12 protein-coding genes are annotated in these 15,639 nt (G+C 47.8%); 3 read left to right on the top strand and 9 right to left on the bottom strand.

What is annotated here, in order from left to right; all coding sequences use genetic code 11:
• Window positions 1–19: 19 nt before the first annotated feature.
• The 6 genes from HNQ56_RS00265 to HNQ56_RS00240 all read right to left on the bottom strand — a co-directional run bounded on the left by HNQ56_RS00265 (window position 20) and on the right by HNQ56_RS00240 (window position 7,809).
• On the bottom strand, window positions 20–1,210 hold the full coding sequence (locus tag HNQ56_RS00265) for a serine hydrolase domain-containing protein (protein WP_429141615.1): 1,191 nt from the start codon (window positions 1,208–1,210) through the stop codon (window positions 20–22).
• A 307-nt stretch (window positions 1,211–1,517) separates the two neighbouring features.
• Complete coding sequence (metG, locus tag HNQ56_RS00260; RefSeq protein ID WP_429141613.1) at window positions 1,518–3,524, bottom strand: methionine--tRNA ligase; 2,007 nt, start codon at window positions 3,522–3,524, stop codon at window positions 1,518–1,520.
• Between the two features lie 592 nt (window positions 3,525–4,116).
• Window positions 4,117–4,326, bottom strand: coding sequence for a DUF3791 domain-containing protein (locus HNQ56_RS00255; RefSeq protein ID WP_429141611.1), 210 nt, complete (start codon window positions 4,324–4,326; stop codon window positions 4,117–4,119).
• On the bottom strand, window positions 4,323–4,562 hold the full coding sequence (locus tag HNQ56_RS00250) for a hypothetical protein (protein WP_429141610.1): 240 nt from the start codon (window positions 4,560–4,562) through the stop codon (window positions 4,323–4,325). The genes HNQ56_RS00255 and HNQ56_RS00250 overlap by 4 nt, the downstream gene beginning before the upstream one ends.
• A 288-nt stretch (window positions 4,563–4,850) precedes the next feature.
• On the bottom strand, window positions 4,851–7,439 hold the full coding sequence (locus tag HNQ56_RS00245; RefSeq protein WP_429141608.1) for a M56 family metallopeptidase: 2,589 nt from the start codon (window positions 7,437–7,439) through the stop codon (window positions 4,851–4,853).
• A complete protein-coding gene (locus HNQ56_RS00240) occupies window positions 7,432–7,809 on the bottom strand; it encodes a BlaI/MecI/CopY family transcriptional regulator (protein ID WP_429141606.1) in 378 nt (125 codons plus the stop codon). Before HNQ56_RS00240 ends, HNQ56_RS00245 begins: the two co-directional genes overlap by 8 nt.
• Window positions 7,810–8,115: 306 nt before the next feature.
• Here HNQ56_RS00240 and HNQ56_RS00235 point away from each other — a divergent pair, with 306 nt between their 5' ends.
• A complete protein-coding gene (locus HNQ56_RS00235) occupies window positions 8,116–10,329 on the top strand; it encodes a DUF4846 domain-containing protein (protein ID WP_429141604.1) in 2,214 nt (737 codons plus the stop codon).
• A 314-nt stretch (window positions 10,330–10,643) separates the two neighbouring features.
• Here the strand turns inward: HNQ56_RS00235 and galE are convergent, their stop codons facing one another.
• Window positions 10,644–11,657: a UDP-glucose 4-epimerase GalE gene (gene galE / locus HNQ56_RS00230; protein ID WP_429141602.1), complete on the bottom strand. Its 1,014-nt coding sequence runs from the start codon at window positions 11,655–11,657 to the stop codon at window positions 10,644–10,646.
• A 236-nt stretch (window positions 11,658–11,893) separates the two neighbouring features.
• Here galE and HNQ56_RS00225 point away from each other — a divergent pair, with 236 nt between their 5' ends.
• Window positions 11,894–12,655 carry a DUF8091 domain-containing protein gene (locus HNQ56_RS00225; RefSeq protein WP_429141600.1) on the top strand — a complete coding sequence of 254 codons (762 nt, stop codon included), beginning with the start codon at window positions 11,894–11,896 and terminating at the stop codon, window positions 12,653–12,655.
• Between the two features lie 91 nt (window positions 12,656–12,746).
• The gene (locus HNQ56_RS00220) at window positions 12,747–13,739 is read left to right on the top strand and encodes a S1 RNA-binding domain-containing protein (RefSeq protein ID WP_429141598.1); all 993 of its coding nucleotides are present in this window, start codon (window positions 12,747–12,749) and stop codon (window positions 13,737–13,739) included.
• A 103-nt stretch (window positions 13,740–13,842) separates the two neighbouring features.
• Here HNQ56_RS00220 and HNQ56_RS00215 read toward each other — a convergent pair whose 3' ends face one another.
• A complete protein-coding gene (locus HNQ56_RS00215) occupies window positions 13,843–14,418 on the bottom strand; it encodes a hypothetical protein (RefSeq protein ID WP_429141596.1) in 576 nt (191 codons plus the stop codon).
• 15 nt (window positions 14,419–14,433) lie between these two features.
• Complete coding sequence (locus tag HNQ56_RS00210) at window positions 14,434–15,237, bottom strand: GTP pyrophosphokinase (RefSeq protein ID WP_429141594.1); 804 nt, start codon at window positions 15,235–15,237, stop codon at window positions 14,434–14,436.
• Window positions 15,238–15,639: the final 402 nt, after the last annotated feature.

Genomic DNA, 15,639 nt, shown 5'->3' with positions numbered 1-15,639 from the left:
CACCTGTATGAAATATCATCTATCTGTCCCGGCGGCCGCCATATTCGCAGAACAGGGCATTGCGCAGCCTGTAGGTTATGGGCATCATACCGGCATCCGTCCTCTGGGTCATGAAAATAATGCTCAACCCGTCCGCCGGGCTGTTGCAGAAGCAGGTTCCCAGCCAGCCATCCCAGCCGTATTCCCCCTTGGAGCCTATCACATAGGCCTGCTGCTCATCCATCATAATACGCATCAGATTGCCATAGCTGTATCCGCGTGCACCCGGTCCCCAAAGGGCAAATGCCTTCTGCCCCTCCTCATGCAGGCGTCTGGAGGTATAATACTGATGCATCTTGGGAGAAAGAATCTGTTTCCCCTCATGGCTCCCGCCGCGGATCAGCATGGCGGCAAATTTCCCATAATCATCCGCTGTCGATACCAGCCCCGCTCCTCCGGCTTCAAAGGCAGGCTTCCGGTCCATCTTATTGATAATTCCCAGATGGTTGCCCTGATATTCCGTCAAACCGCCCTTTCCATCCCGTTGATACACCTGCACCAGCCGGTGCCTCTGATTCTCAGGGACATAAAAGCCGGTATCCTTCATTCCCAGAGGCGCAAAAAGCTCCTCTTCCAGAAACGCTCCGAACCGTTTGCCGGAAGCTGCCTCGATCACTGCGCCCAGGACATCCGCAGAGGTACCGTAGCACCAGGAGGAACCCGGCTGGAAATGAAGGGCTCCCTTGCCAATGAGATTCATTGCCTCCATAGTGCTTATGGGTGCATCTCCCAGCAATTCCCGGTCAATGAGCTCAAAAACCGCCGCGGTATCCCTTCCCGCCCTGCTGGAGGCATCGGGATATACCAGCCCCGAGGTCATGGAAAGCAGATCGGCGACCAACATCTCCCGCGCCGCGGGAACAAGCTCATCCCCCTGGGCAACCTTTTGATTCTGAAATCCCGGAAGATATTTTCCCACCGGGTCCAGCAGCTCCAGCTTTCCCTGCTGAACCAAAAGCAGCGCAGCACAGGCCGTCACCGGCTTGGTCATGGAATAAAGGCGGAAGATACTGTCTCTTTGGATGGGAAGCTGCTTCTCCTGATCCGCATAGCCTTCCTCCGCATACAGAAGCTCCTTTCCGTTCTTGAGCACAAGCAGGCTTCCTCCTGCAATCTCCCCGTGGTCTACGGCTTCCTTCAACAAACTTTTTATTTTCTCAAGTGCAGCCATCTCATTCTCTCCTATCTTAATAATTGATACTTTCCCCTCGCATGAAGCCGGGCACACCCCTGCATTCACAAAAGGCCGTTACAAAATGGATTTATCCTGCTATATACATGGGGTTTTCTTTCAATGCACCACGATATAACAGATAAAACTTGTTTTGCAACGGCCTCCCTCTTCTATAGAATCGGCTTCTCGTTTATCAGATCTCCGTGTTGGAAGCTATCGGCTTCTCGTTTACCGAATCTCTGCACCGAAAGCTGCCAGCTTCTCGTTTACCGGAGCTCAACGTCGGAAGCCACCGGTTTCTTGTTTACCGAATCTCAGCACCGGAAGCTACCGGCTTCTCAGGAACCATGAGCGCCAGGTTCCCCTCCGCGTCTTCGGCACATAGCAGCATTCCTTCCGACAGCATGCCAGCCAGAGTCACCGGCTTTAAATTCACAATAACCATGACCTTTTTGCCCACCATCTCCTCGGGAGAATAGTAAGACTTGATGCCGGACACAATCTGCTTCACCTGGGAACCGATCTTTACCTGGGAGCACAGCAGCTTCTTTGATTTTTTTACCTCTTCACAGGCGATAATCTCTCCCACCTGGAACTGCAGTTTAGCGAAATCATCATAGGTAATCTCTGCCTTTGCCTCTATATCGTTGCTCTTTTCCTCTGTCCTCTGCTCTGCTGCCGCTTCTCCTGCCGCAGTCACAGCTTCGCTCTTTTTATCTTCTGCTGAATTTAATCTCTGCATTTCTTCCACTTTAGCCATAACCTCCTTCAAATCTAATCTTGCAAACAATATCTCCGGTGTCTGGGTCACTTTGGTGCCTGACACGTATAAACCATATTGCCCCAATTCCTCTATTGTGCGGGGCTTTGCATTAAGCTGCGCGAGAATCTTCGCCGCGGTCTCCGGCATAAATGCTTCCAGCAAGCCGGTTCCGATACAGATGCTTTCCACCAGGTGGTACAGCACCGTCTCAAGGCGGGCCTTTTTCTCCTCGTCCTTCGCCAGCACCCAGGGCATGGTCTCGTCAATATATTTATTGCAGCGCTTAAACAGGGTAAAGATCTCACTGATGGCATCCGCCACACGAAGCTTCTCCATCCTGGCGGCAACCTTTCCTGAGGTCTCCCGCGCCAACGCCTTCAGCTCCTCATCCACCGGCTCATATACTCCGCCGTCCCTTACAATGCCGTCAAAATACTTATTGGACATGGATATGGTGCGGTTCACCAGGTTCCCCAGGGTATTGGCCAGGTCGGAATTGATCCGCTCCACCAGAAGCTCCCAGGAAATAACGCCGTCATTGTCAAAGGGCATCTCATGAAGTACAAAATATCTTACCGCATCCACTCCGAACAGCTTCGATAAATCATCTGCATATAGGACATTTCCTTTGGATTTACTCATCTTATCTGCCGCGCTTCCCTGCATCAGCCAGGGATGGCCGAATACCTGCTTCGGAAGGGGTACTTCCAGTGCCATGAGAATGATCGGCCAATAAATGGTATGGAATCGGATGATATCCTTGCCGATAAGGTGCAGATCCGCAGGCCAATACTTCTTAAACTGCTCCGTGCTGACGCCGTCTGCATCATAGCCGATGCCTGTGATATAGTTGCTCAGCGCATCCAGCCATACATAAACCACATGCCGGTCGTCAAAGTCTACGGGAATCCCCCACCGGAAGGAGGTACGGGATACGCACAAATCCTGCAGGCCGGGAAGGAGGAAATTGTTCATCATCTCATTCTTTCTGGATTCCGGCTGGATGAATTCCGGATGGGTGTTGATATGCTCAATCAGGCGGTCCGCATATTTGCTCAGCTTCAGGAAATACGCTTCCTCCCTGGCAGGCTGTACCTCCCGCCCGCAGTCGGGGCATTTGCCGTCCACCAGCTGGGAAGAGGTAAAGAAGGATTCACAGGGGGTACAATACATTCCTTCATAGTATCCCTTATAGATATCCCCTTTTTCATACAGCTTCTTAAAAATCTTCTGTATCTGCTTCTCATGGTCCGCATCTGTGGTACGGATGAATTTGTCATAGGAGCAGTTCATCATATCCCAGATATCCCTGATCTGTCCGGCAATCCCATCCACAAACTCCTTCGGGGAGATTCCGGCCTCCGCCGCCTTCAGCTCGATCTTCTGTCCATGCTCATCCGTTCCGGTCTGGAAAAACACATCATATCCCTCCAGGCGTTTGAAACGGGCAATGCTGTCCGCCAATATGATCTCGTAGGTATTGCCGATATGGGGCTTCCCGGAGGTATAGGCGATTGCCGTAGTAATGTAATAAGGTTTTTTACTCATTTTGCATCAATCCTTTCTATCTCTGTAATTTGCTCCGCTCGTCACGGGCAGCTGATTCCTATTTCTGACCAAGGCTTCCATTCCAGCCTCGTCCTGTTTTCTACAAAAACAAAAACCCCCATCCTTAAATTTTCTTTAAAGACGAGAGCCTCTCCCGTGGTACCACTTTAATTCGCCCCCATCTCGCAACAAGGGCCTCATTTGCTGCTTCCGCAGCGCGGCATCATAACGGTTGCCTCCGTCGCAGCCTAAGATTGCTCCTCGGTGCGCAGCTCCAAGACCATCTTCCACAGCTTTTGCAGGCCGCATGGCAAAGCATGCCGCCGGACCTTCCGGTCCCTCTCCCTTTCTCAGCAATTACAGGGTTCTCTGTCAAGTGTTCGTCTGTGTACTCTTCTTTTCGCAGCCTTTTTCTATATCCTTCCGCATTTCCTTACGACGAAGTATACCATGCGTGCCAGGTTTTGTCAAAGCATTTCCCTCCCGCTTTGCATGGATATCTTCCGCCGATATCTTCCACGTGTGGACATATGGCATATCTGCATAAGGTTTTGTGTATGCGGTTTCCTATATAGAGATTTATGTATAGGTTTCACACATGGGTTTTAATATATTCATCGATGCTGTCGATAATATATAACGGGCCTGTCATATGCAGACCATCCCAGCACCGGATGATGAAATCCGCCGCACCTGTCTTGCACAAGTAGTTATATGCTTCCTGTCCGCTCATTCCCTTTTCATCCTTATATAATTCAACGCAGGACGCAAGAAACCACACTTCACCTTTTTGCTTTGTCATATCTGCTCCTCCGGGAAGGTTATTTTGCCGGTGGTCAATTCCTCCTCCAACAGGTCATACAAAAGAGGATAGCCCAGCCGCCATACCTTTGTTTTTTCATCCTCTAAAAATTTATATAGCTGTGAGTTATACAGCAGACCGGATGCCTCCAGAAGGCTCAGCCCCCGGTTCTCCATCAGCAGACCGATGATCCCCGGCGTTATCATTGCAATAATAGAGGAAATGCTCTTATCCATTTGCGCTGCCCCCTTTCATCTCATAGGCCCTCACAAAGTGAAGCAGGGACAATGCTTTCTCGCTTTTTAAGCAGACCTGGTCAACAAGCTTGCTTGTCTTTAATGTAATAAGAGCCGCTTCCACATTAATAAATCCACTTTACTTAACAGTATAACACATTTTAACATTTTTCCAATAAGTCATGAATTTGAAGACGATGGTGAGCTCTGCCGGAACTGCTGGGCCGGGAAGACAGCATGACTGCAATCTATCAATAGAGGAAAGGGAGAAAGTACAGGAGTTCTGTCTTAATCAGATAAAATTATTTCGCACCCGTCAAGTCCTGTGGCGACGATACAATAATTTTTCGCTGATGTTAGATTTGTAAATGTCCCTGTTTTCTTATCCGCGCTAATCTGCATTACCATAATGTCATTCATGCCATCGGTATCGTACAAGGTTATATGCGCGTTCTCACTAAAAACACTGCCGGATACAGAAACGGATATTTTTTCAGAGTTCGTATAGAGCTCATAACTCGATATTTTATATGCATCAGCAATCAGCTTGCCGCTGTTGGTTAAATCATAAAAAGACTGCGGCTGTTGATCAATAATGAACAATTTATAAGCGTCATACCATTCTTGCCCCGAACCGGCCGCCTTGGGGGTGAAGACGCTGTCACCGCCCAATATATCACGGCAGGCATAAGCCATAATCCAACCGCGCAGCCCATATTGACCGCCTTTCTCGAATTGGGCAAACATATATTGCAGGGCGTTGTCACCCAAAGCCACAATTTCATCGTATTCCGTCTGATGAGCAGTGATATAAGCATAGACATTTGAAGCATATGCCGGATTCTCTGCTATAATATCAAGATTGCCTTCGATGGTTTCAATAAAATCAAAATCCTCGTTTGGCATAACAGCACCCACTGATATATTGTAATTCTCTGAAGGAATAACAAACATCTCGATTATGGCCTGCATTTCTTCTTTTGTAAAGTCGAAAGTATGCTTTACGTGCACTGTCATATCGTCTTGACGATATTCCTCAAGAGCCGTATTTAATCCTTCTATGCTATCAAAAACCCTGCCAACGGGAAGCTCTGTTAAATCATCTGTCACAACTATATCAAACAGTGTATAGCGGGTATTTCCATTTTCATCTTTCCAAACTTGAATCGTGATTTTATCGGCAGAAGATTCTGAAACATACCGCGCCCCTTTGTCAGCAAACAATGGAACATTGGCAGATTGGAAAATCAACGTGTTATCGTCAGCAACTGTAAATCTTGCGATTATACTGCCATTCTTTACGCCAGCAGTTTTTTCTTGTATTTCTGTTTCAAGATCCGCATAGATCAACAGTTCATCATCCTCAAAAGAATAACTGCATTTTGGCAGCATATAACTGCTGATTAACGACCCTCCAAGCCAAGCCGTACCATCATGGTACAGCTTCACAAACCGCAGACGTGTCATTCTCTCCTTCTCCGTTGGATTTTCCAAAAAGTATGCTTCCATCGGTGCTTCCTTTGGAATTGACCAGTCAAGAGTCTCTTGTTTCGGAGCGTTTTTATCAATGGTAAAGTCTGCCCATACCATATGTTTGCCCGTATCCCAAACCTCCGTAACAATTCGGTAATTACCTTCCTCCAGTTTTTCCGTAAACATCTCAGGCTCCAGGCTGTAATCAAAGCTCATCCCATTTTCAATCTGAAACGCCATATCTCTAAAACCGAAGCCTTCCGCAAAGGGAATCACTTTCCATACATGCCCAACCTGCTTTACAAGGGTAAACGCTTCCCCGCAGGTCAGCTCCGGCACATTCTGATTGTTCATAAGCTGAGCCAAAATCACAATGTATTCGGGGTTATACGGCGTATCATTGCACTGGAAAAATACACGGTTATAATTTTCATCCGGGAAATCGTAGGTTTCCCCTTTTACCGGATTCATTGCATCACTCCCTCGATTGACCGCAAATCCGACACTTAATACAGCTGCCAGCGTCACCGCCGCGGCGACGACCACCCGTGATGGTTTCTTGAAGTTCAGCACATTCTTGATCCGCTCTTTCACACCTCCCTCACCAAAAGCAAGAGGGCTGCCGCTGACGGTACGTTTCGTTGCCAATGATAAAAGCAGCCGCGAATAATCCTTTTTCGTTTCGCCGCCCATTTCCCTCAATACACGCTCGTCACAGGACATTTCCATATCAACACCCATCAGCAGGAATGCTGCCCATACCAACGGATTAAACCAATGCAGACACAGAATGAAATATGCCGCAAATTTTATAATATGGTCATGCCGCCGGATATGCGTCTGTTCATGCAGGATAATATAGCTTCTTTCCCGCTCGGACAAGCCAACCGGCAAATAGATACCCGGCTTGAAAATACCAAGGACAAAAGGCGAGCTTATGTTTTCTGCTTCATAGATATTTGCTCCGACGCTGACCGCCGCCCTCATTTTTCCTTTCAGAACAGCGAAAGATACGATACCATAACCAAGCATTATAAAAGCGCAGATAAGCCAAATAAAGGCGCCGGCTGCTGTCCATATCTGCAGCGGATTTACGCTTGCGGCCGGCGCGGCGGGCGGAAGAATACTGCTGACAGAGTTATTCACAAAGGATATGCCGCTATCAATACGCGGTATGGGCTGCATCGCGATATCCGACGGTATAACCTGGGCTTTGAAGGGGATCAGGCTGAACATACTCTCAATGGAGAGCGGAAATACAAGCCGGAAGCCTGCCACAGCCCATAAGCAATAGGAGATTATTTTCGGCGCTTTTTTCAGCGGCAGCCGTGCAAGGAATATGGCTGCGATAACAAATGCCCCTGTCAGGCTCATATTTAAAATTGTGAGGAAGAATTTATCCATGATTGCCGCCCTCCTCATGCTCTTCTATCAGACGTTTTAATTCTGCCGCCTGTTCCGGCGTCAGCTTCCTGCCGCTGATAAAGGAAGTGATGAATTTTGGCAGCGATCCGCCGAAGGCCTCCTCCACATAACGGCGGCTTTGACGGGCTATCTGCTCGTCGCGGGTAAGCACCACCGATACATTGGTATTTTCATTTTTAAATACGCCCTTATCGCAGAGCTTCTTCAGTACTGTGTAAGTTGTTGACTTTTTCCAATCCATTTCCCTCTCCGCGAGTACCACCAGATCAGGCGAGGTTAACGGCGCCTCCCTCCAAATCAAAGCCGCAAGTTTTTCTTCCGCAGCAGTAAGTGTTATATTCTTAGCCATGGCATTCCCTCCAATCTAAACTCATTAGACTGGTTACAGTCTATCACATTTAGACTGGATTTTCAATAGATTTCTCTTCTGATTCTGAATAATATGCACCGTGCCGGCACAAGCATTCACCCCTGTTGTTTTATCCGCTTTGGGGGAAGGGATAATCCCAATATGGATTTTATTTTCCCTTCATGCTATAATAAAATCCTGCTTTATGCTTTATTACGAAAGAAAGAATATTAAATATTTACGCATTACAAAATATATCACTGCCGCCCGGATTTAATCTAGGCAGAGCAATCAATGGAGGTTCACATGAAAGGTATTCCAAGGTTGATACACCCCGGCCGTAAGGCCCCTCGCATTACAGTCCAGCTTACAGTCCAGCTTACAGTCCTGATCATGCTGTGCATTTTCCTTGCCGGCTGCCGGAAGCCGGAAGCAAATTCCGGCGGCGATTCTGATCCGGCCCAAAAGTCTACACCGGCTGCTTCCTCTTCTCCTTCCGAAACCCCCGCACCTTCCGAGGCCCTTTACGAAGAGACATCTCCCTCGGATATGCCCTCCGATCCGCCGGAGGACTTCTCTTACATTGACGAGACCGGAACCGACCTGATCACACGAATTCGCCCTCCCAAGGGCTTTGAACGCGTTCCCTCCTCCGACGGCGAATTAGCCGCTTTTTTGCGAACGCTTCCCCTAAAAAGCGCAGAAAGTCAGCTCCTTCTTTACGATGGACGGACGAAAGGAAACCAGCAGAATCATGCCGCCCTGTTCCAGCTCAGTCTGGGTGACCGGGACTTGCAGCAGTGCGCGGATTCCATAATCCGTGTTTATGCCGAATACTATTGGTCTATCGGGGAGTACGACAAAATCGCCTTTCATCTCACCAGCGGCTTTTATATGGAGTACACAAAATGGCGGGACGGTTACCGCATCCGGGTGGACGGCAACAAGGTCAGTTGGGTGAAGAAAGCAGAATATGATGATTCCTATGAAGAATTTCTGGATTACCTGACTATGGTCTTTGCTTATGCCGGAACCCTTTCCCTGGCCTCCGAATGCGATCCGATCAGTCTGGAGGAGCTGCTGCCGGGAGATATGTTCCTCAAAGGCGGTTCGCCGGGACATTGTATCTTAGTTGTGGATATGGCTGCCGATGCGGCAGGAAATAAATGCTATCTCTTAGCCCAGGGCTACATGCCTGCCCAGGATTTTCATGTAATTAAGAATCCTCTTCACCCCGAAGATCCCTGGTATTATGCCTCTGAGCTCAGTTATCCCTTAGTCACTCCTGACTGGCAGTTTCAAGAGGGCTCCGCTGCCCGGTGGGGGGACTTCTCCCTGACGGGAGGCCAAAGCAGCGCTTCTGCATCGGAGGTTCAAAGCCTTCCGGCCTGGTCTCAAACAGGAACCTCACCAGAGCTTTCTGTTTCCGCGGATGCCCAAATATTCGCGGATTCCATCGCACCCACAACTTCCAATGCCACGGAAGATACCAGATCATCCCTTACCCTGCTGGCGGTAGGGGATAATTTGATTCATATTGAAGTCGTTAAAAGCGGGAAGCAGGCTGACGGAAGCTACAATTACGACCATCTGTATTCCAATCTGAAGGAGGAAATCTCCGCCGCCGATCTGGCCGTCGTGAACCAGGAGACTATTCTGGGCGGAGAGGATTTCCGCTACTCCGGCTATCCCAATTTCAACTCCCCCACACAGATCGGGGACGCCCTCATAAACGCCGGCTTTGATATTGTGCTCCATGCCACCAACCACACCATGGATATGGGGTTAAAGGGGCTGGAGAACACCTTTGCGTATTGGATGTCCCATCCCGAGATCACGGTGCTGGGCATCAACGAATCCGAAGAAGCCAGGAACCAGATCCCCATTATTGAGAAGAACGGCATCAAGCTGGCCATGCTTAATTATACCTACGGCCTGAACGGCCACAGCATGCCGAAGGACAAGCCCTATCTGGTCAATATCCTGAATAAAAAGAAAATGGCAAAGGATCTGGAACAGGCCGAAGCTCTGGCTGACTTTACCATCGTATTCCCCCACTGGGGTTCGGAATATGTTTATTCTCCCACCTCCATGCAGAAGGAGCTCACCGAATTTTACTATGAGCATGGTGTGGATCTGGTGATCGGAGCCCATCCCCATGTAATCGAGCCGGTGGAATGGTTTGAAACCGACGGGTCCCACCGGATGCTGGTTTATTACTCTCTCGGCAACTTTATGTCCTATCAGAAAGAAGCGCCCCGAATGCTGGGCGCTATGGCAAAGGTCACGATTACCAAGGATGGAACCGGCACATATATCAGTGATTCCAGCGTTACTCCTATCGTAACCCATTATGAAAACGGACCTGCGGATTATCACTACGCCATCTACAAGCTGGAAGACTATACCCCGGAACTGGCCCTTGTTCACGGTGTATCCGACATCGCAAAAAACGGAGCCATGGATTATCAGACCATTCTGGATCTGGCCAAAAAGGTTCTCAGCCCCTGGATCCCCTAAAAACAAATAAGGTTGGCCGAAAAGGTATGCCATAAAAGACATACGTTTCAGCCAACCTTATTCTATAACATCCTCTACCCTTTTGCTTCCCCAGCTTCTTCCTCTGGATAATACCTTCTCCAGTACTAACCTTTTCAAGAATAGCAAATATTAGTGAAAATGTCAACTCTTTTTTGATTTTTTCATAAATATTCTGTCATAGTGCACTAATTATTCCGCTCAAAACGAGGATTTTACCTCCGTTTTTCGCCATTCTTTGCATTAAACACTAGATGTAGTTATTAATTTTTGACACATACAACAAATAGACCCATCTATTCCTGATACCCTTTGGGATACTTTCTCTGCCATCGGTAGGAATCCTCGCACATTCTATGAATTCCCTTCTCTGCCTTCCAGCCAAGCTCCTCCCAGGCCCTGGTGGGATCCGCATAGGATACGGCAATATCGCCCGGCCTCCTGGATTCAATTACATAGGGCAGCTCCTTGCCGCATGCTTTTTCATAATTATGAATAATCTCCATCACACTGTAACCGACGCCGGTTCCCAGATTATAAGTAACCAGTCCGGGCTTCTTCTCCAGCTTCTCAATTGCCTTAATATGACCTAATGCCAGATCCACCACATGAATATAATCTCTGATGCCGGTCCCGTCCGGGGTATCATAATCATTGCCAAAGACATGGATCTTCTCCAGTTCTCCAATCGCAACCTTCGCCACGTAGGGTACCAGATTATTGGGTATTCCATTGGGGTCCTCCCCGATTTCTCCGCTTTCGTGGGCTCCGATGGGGTTAAAATAACGCAGGATCGCGATATTCCAGGAAGCGTCGGACCGATAAAGATCCCGGAGCATATCCTCGATCATCAGCTTGGTGCGCCCGTAGGGATTGGTTGCAGACAGGGGCATATCCTCTGTCACCGGCACCTTTTCCGGATCACCGTATACGGTAGCAGAGGAGGAAAACACCAAATTCTTTACGTTAAATTCCTGCATCACCTCAAGGAGGGTGATGGTTCCGCTTAAATTATTCCTGAAGTACTGCAATGGTATCCGGCAGGATTCTCCCACTGCCTTCAGTCCGGCAAAATGAATGACGGAATCTATCTTTTCTTTCTCAAAGATTTGTCTAAGCTTCTCCTTATCCAGAATATCTGCCTCATAAAAGGATATCTTTGCTCCGGTCAGCCGCTCCACCCTGCGCACGGATTCCGTACTGGAATTGCTCAGGTTGTCTACCGCCACCACATCATAGCCGGAATTCAGCAGCTCCAGATTGGTATGGCTGGCAATGTATCCGGCTCCTCCTGTCACTAATATCTTCATATCGAGCGTCTCCTTTTCTTCACCTGTTTTATAATATTCTATCCCATTCCCTTGTTTTTGCAACTGTTTTTTATCCGCGTGTCTTTTTGTTGCTGTAAAATCTCCATAATTACTTGCATTCCTATATAAAATCATTTATCCTAACTATAGGAAATGACATAAAACAGCGTCCTTTGGCAGGGACAAGACATGCAGGAATGCGAAAGACAAGGGAAGCAAGGGTATGGTGATTGACTTTGGACAAGCAGTTGTTTTTACAAGTCTGTGACGAGGTAATCGGACAGCGCCAGGGAATGAACGGAATCGGCACTCTGGGAGAGAAAACCGTTCATTCGGTATTAAAATCCTATCTTTCTCCGGACTCTCTGAATCACGAGATAAGGGTCGGCGGTTTTGTTGCGGATATCTGTACCGGAAATGAGATTCTGGAGATACAGACCCGTAACTTTGACAAGCTGCGGAGAAAGCTTTCTGTTTTTCTGGAGCTTTTCCCCGTAACCATTGTCTATCCTATCCCCGGTACCAAATGGATTCGATGGATTAATCCACAGACCGGTGAGATTAGTCCACGCCGGAAGTCCCCCAGAACCGGCTCCCCTTATTCTATTTTCCCGGAGCTGTATAAGATCAAGCAGCACCTGGTGCATCCTAATCTGCGGTTGAAAATCATTATTATGGATCTGGAGGAATACCGTTTCCTGGATGGCTGGAGCCAGGATAAGAAAAAGGGATCTACCCGGAGTGACCGCATTCCCACGGAGCTGGTGGACGAGATCTCCATCGGAGACCTCTGTGATTACCAGCTCTTAATACCGGAGACCCTGGAGGAGGAATTTACCGCCAGAGATTATAAAACGGCCTCCCGCCTGCCCCTTGGGCACTCCCAGACAGCCCTTCATGTCCTGAATTATGTGGGGGCTGTAGAGCGGATCGGCAAGAAAGGCCGGGCCTATCTTTACCGGCGCATCCCTCCCCCGGCTGCTTCAGAAACCCAGTGAGACAGCGTACGGTTCCCTGTTCACGGAACATGCACCATCGCTTCTATACAAAAACACAATCTAGCAAATAATATGATCGGAGGAAATCATTATGAGTGAGCTTCAGGATACGAACATGGAGGAAACAAAAGAATTAAACGCACCCATCCCGGAGGAGGTTCCTGCCGCCGAGCCCGAGCCGATTCCGTCCATGGATGATTTTAAAGAAGAAATCTCCCGTTCCTTTAAGAAAGTACAGGAGGGGGATATTCTGAAAGGGACTGTAATCGGGATCTCCGAGAGCGAAGTGATCCTTGATCTGGGCTATTATACCGAAGGCATCATCAAGCTGGAGGAACTGAGCAATGATCCCAGCTTCTCCATCAAAGCGGATGTTACTCTGGGAGAAGAAATCTCCGCAACGGTTCTTCGGGAGGACGACGGACACGGCAATATTTTATTATCCCGCAAGCAGGCGGACGATATCCTGGCATGGGATCAGCTTAAGGAAGCCATGGATAACCGCAAAATCTTCAAGGTCAAGATTGCCCAGGCTGTAAAGTCGGGTGTTACCGCATATCTTCTCGGCGTGCGTGCCTTCATCCCCGCCTCCCATCTGGCATTAACCTATGTAGAGAAGCCGGAAGAATGGGTGGGCAGGGAGCTTGATGTTATTGTAATCACCGCCTCCGCCGAAGACAGGAAGCTGGTGCTTTCCGCCAGGGAAGTAGCCCGTGACCTGGAGAAAAAGGACAGAACCAGCAAAATCTCCCGCCTCCAGGCTGGAATCGTCACCACCGGCGTGGTGGAAAAGATCGCTCCTTACGGCGCTTTTGTCAATATCGGGGAAGGGCTGACAGGCCTGCTGCATATTTCCCAGATCTGCGGAAGGAGAATCAAATCTCCCAGTGAAGTGATCAAGGAAGGCGAGACCGTCACCGTGAAGATTCTGGAAGTGAAGGACGGCAAGATCAGCCTGAGCATGAGGGCGGTAGAAGAAGCGGAGGAAGTACTGGAATCCGCCGAAGAAGTTCCTTCCACCTACTCCACCGGAGAAGAAGCAACTACCGGCCTGGCCGCACTGTTAAAAAATATTAAGCTGTAACAGCATAAAAAAGCCTAAAACAAAAGGATACCGGAGGTATTAAAGATCATAATGTATCTTTGATACCTCCGGTATCCTTAATGAATCATATAATCATAAACCCTTAATATGGCAGCAACTCCAAAATATACAGAATAAGAAAAGCAATTCCGCTGACACTGATCAGATTAAATACAAACAAAAACCAGAGAAGCGTCTGATTCTTCCTCAGCTTTCCCTCCAGCCTCTCAACCTGTCCGGTCAGCTCTGCCTGGCTCTGGGTATGGCTCTGTTTCTGAAGCTCGATCAAAAGCTCTGAAATGCGATTCACCACATTCCTGTCCAATCCCTCCAGCTGCTCCCCGGCATACACCTGATTTACCTTAATCAGCTCCAGTTCAGACAATACTTTTCCCACCGCATCCTTGCTGAGCTCATTCATCAGCTCGATTTCCTTCTCCCCCTGCTCCTTCAGATAGGTGAGATCCAGGGCCGCCTGGATATTCATAGGGGACTGCTCTGACGCTGTTCGTGTTCCCGCTTTGCTGCCGGAATACTCCGACAGCCATTTCTTATAGATCTCCAGGGTATCCTGGTATTCTGCCAGCCTTCGCTCATACGCCGCCGTAACCTCTTGGAGCTCCTCTCGTTTCTTTCCCCCAGCATCCTTTGGACTGGGTAAACTAAATGGTAAGTTCATTCTATCTCTCCTTCGTTATACCCGGAAGCCAAACAAGAATCGCTTCCTCTCCCGTTTCTCAGCGGATTCCTCTGCCATCTCCTTCGCTTCAACAGCCTGTCCTTCTTCTTCCTCAATCACCATTCCGAAGGATTCCGCCACCACCGATTTATAGGAGGTAATCAGCTCCTCCTGATAGGTTCCTATCTGCTCCTTACTAAATCGCTTGATCTCTTCATTCAGGGACAGCATCTTCTGATCCAGATATGCTACGATCTCAGAGCACTCCCTCAATTCCTTTTGGATATGTTCCGGCGCATTCCCTTCAAATTTGTAATAGATCTTATGTTCCAGACTCGCCCAGAAATCCATCGCTATGGTTCTGATCTGAATCTCAACTTTTGTCTCCACGGTGCGGTCCGTCAGAAATACGGGAATGGAGATAATCATATGGTAACTGGTGTAGCCATTCTCTTTGGGGCAGGTAATATAATCCTTCACCTTCAGCACCTTGATATCCTCCTGCCTGGAGATCAAGTCCGCGATCCGGTAAATATCGGAAGTAAAAGAGCAGATAATACGAATTCCGGCAACATCGTTGACATACTTGATGATGTTCTCAACCGACAGCTCCTTCTGGTTATGGCGAAGCTTTTTCGCAATACTCTGAGGTGTCTTTATTCTGGATGTAATATGCTCAATCGGATTATACTGATGAGCCAATTTAAATTCATTATTCAAAATTTCAAGCCTTGTATTTACCTGCTTCAGTGCTGCATCATACAACAGCAGCGCAGCACTCCATTCCTCCGCCTCATCATAAAACATGGGGAGATCCATTTCATCACAACCTTTGTATTATATAGTCTGTCTAATATTATACTCTTTTTTGTTCATATTTTGTTCATTTTTATTATAATTCTTATTGTATCACAGAATTGTGAACAATTCTTTAAGATTCCAAAAGCTTAATGAAAAATTAATTATTTTGACATACATGGGGAAAGTCCCACATTGATCTGTTACGGAGAAATTACAAATGTTAAAATTTTATAAAAAAATGTATTGACAATTCATACAATTCGTGCCTATAATAGTTGCAGACTATAAAAGAAAGTGAGGTAAAGCAAATGATCAGTAACATGAAATTTAGAACAGCGATATTAAATAACAATTTCATATGCAGTTCGTTATGTGATATTACCTCACGCATTCAAGAAGAATAGCTGTGATTCTGTATCT

The sequence above is a fragment of the Anaerotaenia torta genome, assembly GCF_050433395.1.
Taxonomy (GTDB): domain Bacteria; phylum Bacillota; class Clostridia; order Lachnospirales; family Lachnospiraceae; genus Mobilitalea; species Mobilitalea torta.
Note: the sequence above shows the minus strand (reverse complement) of the source record. Positions and strands in the feature narration are given on the sequence as shown.